This window comes from Clostridia bacterium (assembly GCA_036562685.1).
Lineage (GTDB): Bacteria > Bacillota > Clostridia > Christensenellales > DUVY01 > DUVY01.
In genome coordinates, this window is record DATCJR010000084.1 from 1 (window position 1) to 4,113 (window position 4,113).

The 4,113-nt window shown below is 35.2% G+C and carries 3 protein-coding genes; 2 read left to right on the forward strand and 1 reads right to left on the reverse strand.

All coding sequences use genetic code 11. From position 1 onward, the window contains the following. On the forward strand, nt 1-1,300 hold a 1,300-nt coding region (locus VIL26_03650; GenBank protein HEY8390028.1), incomplete at its 5' end, for a 2-isopropylmalate synthase. Between the two features lie 128 nt (nt 1,301-1,428). Here the strand turns inward: VIL26_03650 and VIL26_03655 are convergent. After that, complete coding sequence (locus tag VIL26_03655) at nt 1,429-1,845, reverse strand: secondary thiamine-phosphate synthase enzyme YjbQ (GenBank protein ID HEY8390029.1); 417 nt, start codon at nt 1,843-1,845, stop codon at nt 1,429-1,431. A 173-nt stretch (nt 1,846-2,018) separates the two neighbouring features. Here VIL26_03655 and VIL26_03660 point away from each other — a divergent pair, with 173 nt between their 5' ends. Next, nucleotides 2,019-3,935 (forward strand): InlB B-repeat-containing protein, encoded by a 1,917-nt coding sequence (locus VIL26_03660; protein ID HEY8390030.1) that lies wholly within the window; start codon nt 2,019-2,021, stop codon nt 3,933-3,935. The last annotated feature ends 178 nt before the right edge of the window (nt 3,936-4,113 follow it).

Consider the following 4,113-nt stretch of genomic DNA (forward strand, 5'->3'; position numbering starts at 1 on the left):
TGAAGTGCCTAAGGTGATTTTTAACCGTCGTGTCGTTCCTATGGAGATGCCGGATAATATTTGGATTACGGATACGACATTTCGTGATGGGCAGCAATCAACCGCGCCTTTTACGGTTGAGCAGATAGTACATATTTTTAAGCTGTTGTCCAAATTAGGCGGGCCAAACGGTATCATAAAGCAAGCTGAATTTTTCTTGTATACCGAAAAAGACCGTCGTGCAGCGCAAGAATGTATGGATTTGGGGCTTGAATTTCCCGAAGTGACAAGCTGGATAAGAGCAAACCCTAAGGATTTTGAATTAGTTAAAAATATGGGGATAAAAGAGACGGGCATTTTGGTCAGCTGTTCGGATTATCATATTTTCAAAAAAATGAATTTGACCAGACGTCAAGCTATGGACAAATATTTGGCTATTGTGTCAGCTGCATTAGAACAAGGGATAGTCCCCAGATGTCATTTTGAAGATATAACGCGTGCCGACTTTTATGGATTTGTAGTGCCTTTTGCAATAGAACTTATGAATTTGTCAAAGCAAAGCGGCATTCCCATAAAGATAAGAGCATGCGATACTTTGGGTTACGGCGTATGTTTTTCAGGCGCAGCATTGCCAAGATCAGTGCCCGGCATAATTTATGGACTTAGACAATATGCAGGCGTTCCAAGCGAACAATTAGAATGGCACGGACACAATGATTTTTATAAGGTGGTAACCAATGCTTCTACAGCGTGGCTTTATGGATGCAGTTCTGTTAACTGTTCTGTTTTAGGTATAGGCGAACGTACAGGCAACTGTCCGTTGGAAGCTATGGCGATAGAATACTGCCAGTTAAGAGGAACTGATGACGGTATGGATTTGTCTGTTATAACTGAACTAGCAGATTATTTTGAAAGAGAAATCGGTTATGCGATACCTCCGCGCACTCCGTATGTAGGACGCAGCTTTAATGCCACAAGAGCAGGTATTCATGCTGACGGACTGCTAAAAGATGAAGAAATTTATAATATCTTTGACACTCAGAAAATTCTCAATAGAAAGCCCATGGTATCTATAAACAATCATTCTGGCTTAGCGGGAATTGCGTATTGGCTTAACGCTTATTATGAATTGGATGAAGAAAACAAAATCGACAAGCAGGATAAATTGGTCATCAAAATGAAAGAACTTATTGATCGTGAATATGAAAACGGCAGAGATACTGTAATGGGCGACGATGAATTAGATAATATGGTTAGAATAATTGACAAAAAATTGCATAAGATTTTGGATGTCAGAGAAAGAAAAATCAAAATAGAATAAAAATCATAAAAGGGTTTGTTGTTTTACAAACCCTTTATTTTTTTATAATTTAATAGACTTTTAAATAGTTGCTAATTTTGATTCAAATTTAGTTTTGATTAATTAATAACTAATTAATTATCATTTAGTTATTCTCCGATAATTTTGATCAATATACGTTTGTTGCGCATACCGTCAAATTCACCGTAAAAAATCTGTTCCCATGTACCAAAATCCAGTTTTCCGTCAGTTACAGCGACTACAACTTCCCTTCCCATAATCTGACGCTTAAGATGAGCATCCGCATTGTCTTCATAGCCGTTATGTTCGTATTGGCTATAAGGCTTTTCGGGAGCTAATTTTTCTAGCCATTTTTCCATATCAGCATGCAATCCGGACTCATCGTCATTAATAAATACGCTGGAAGTTATGTGCATAGAATTGACCAGTACTAAACCTTCTTTTATACCGCTTTGTTGCAATGCTTCTACGACTTTGGGCGTTATATTAATAAAAGCTCGTCTTTTAGGAACATTGATAGTAATAATTTGTCTATAACTTTTCATAAGCATATTATACCAAATATGATAAAAAAAACAAAAGAAAATTTGAAAATTTAAATTAGAACAGTTAAATCTTGAGAAGTTCCTTAATTAAAAATTGTTAAAAACGGTATATTTGTATATAATTCTTTTTAACAAGTAATTTCTTAAAAACTGGATAAAAATTTGGAGGATTTATGAAAAAAAGATTTTATACCGTAATTTGTGCCATTATGCTGGTTCTGTCAATGAGTATGGCGTTTTTTGCTTGTTCAAAACGAAACAAGGGCAATAATGGCGACAATGTTTACAATGGTGAATTTACAATGACCCGTGAGATTGCTGAGAGCATTTTGTCGAATGTTGATTTTGGCAATAAGGTTTATATGACAATAGGCAGTGAAGAGATGGGCTATAATATTGACGGAGACAGTTTTGTTGCCTATAGAAAAGATGAGGAACAAGAGACTTATTACGGTGGTTCCGATGAAGATTTTTATAAGGTCATGATCAAGGAGGGTAAAAAAAGCTATAGTAGATTAGCAAAGTGGGAAGCGCTACTTTCTTTAGAAAAAATAAAGAATAATACTAAAGTCTTATTATCAATTTACAATAACTATTCTTTTGATGCAATGCTTCAACTTGCTAAGGATTACGGCGAAGATTTTGGAAATGTTGAGGTAAGCGGCAGCGGTTATAGAGAAAAGCCCGAAGATATCATACCACAAAGTGGAGATATTATTTATTCATTTAATACTGTTAACACTTTTGCTGTATGTTATCAACTGATATATCATTTTTCTCAAGGCAGACTGGAATATGTTAGTCATACTGTCAGTCAATCGGTTGAGGGTTATATCCCCGACAATATAAGAAATATATATGAGTCAACTGAAACAATTAATTTTTATTATGATCGGACATTGACAATGCCTTCAGATAAAGGAGAAGATATTACGCCCACCAACACTACCTATGTAGCTGTGCATGGATCTTCTTTGCCTCCATTCACAAATCAAGTAAGAGGCTCGAAAATTACATTAAGCACGCCTGAAAATAACGGTGATTTCTTGGGCTGGTATTATGATGAAAATTACATGTTAAAAGTGGAAGGGTCGTATCAGATCGGTTATGATGATGATTATTATATTGTCTATCCGAAGTGGCAGGTGCCTGAAATAAATCTTGTGCTTTTTGGGGGAACTTTATCTGAGAGTGCTCAAAGCATGCTTTCTAAGTGTATGTTTGTAAATGATATAATGGACATTACTCCTTACAAAAAAGGATATGCATTTCAAGGTTGGTATGCTGATCAGGATTTTAAAACTCCAATATGGGTCATTAATAGTCTAATAAATGACGACACTATTGTATATGCAAAATGGGAGCCGCTTATTAGGATAACATTGGTAGCAGACATAACATATAAATTGCCTCCGCTGATAGGAACTGAAGGTAGTGAAATGCAATTAAATGTTATTGTTCCTACAAAACGAGGCGCAATTTTTGCAGGTTGGTATAAAGAAAGCACTTTTAAGACTCCTGTAACAGAAGAAGATTTTCCGTCAACTAATGCTACATATTATGCAAAATTTGACGATGCAATCTGTGTAGATATTAATTTTGACAATGCAACTTTGACTAGTAACCTTGACTATTACATTAATATTCCTCTTATTGAAAGTGAAGATTACGGATTTGAAGAGTTTTATTATCAGATTAGTCAAGATTATTATGGCGGTGCAAACAGTAAAGGAGAAGGTTTTGACGGTTGGTATACTGACAGCGCTCTTACTAAGCCGCTGACATCCTATCCTACTGGTGATATAACTATATATCCAAAAATAGCTCCATTATATTATTATAGAATTAATCCAGGAGAGGGTACATTAGATACAACTTACGGCGATACGAAAATTTGCATAAACTGGCTGAAAGCTCTAGTAATACCTGTTGCAGATGCACTTACAGAGATACAGCAAATTTATATTATACCGCCTCAAGGAAAGATATTTAATGGATGGTACACTGATGCCGCATTGATAATTCCATATCAGCCTACCACATACCCCACTCAAAACACTACTATCTATGCTTCATTTATTGATGTGTAAATTCTAAAGCAGTTTATTAAATTAGATTGAAATATAGATTATATTAGAATTTATAAAAGCTCCCTGTCAAGGCTAACCTTACAGGGAGCTTATTTTAATGCTATTTTCCTTAAAATTTTATACTATAAATATTCATACTATAAAAAAAGGATAGGCTGTTGCCTATCCTTTCTGGCGG

Bases quoted from the DNA above. Each gene is read 5' to 3' on its own strand.
- VIL26_03655 (HEY8390029.1), bottom strand. From the start codon at position 1,845: ATGAAAAGTTATAGACAAATTATTACTATCAATGTTCCTAAAAGACGA.
- VIL26_03660 (HEY8390030.1), top strand. From the start codon at position 2,019: ATGAAAAAAAGATTTTATACCGTAATTTGTGCCATTATGCTGGTTCTG.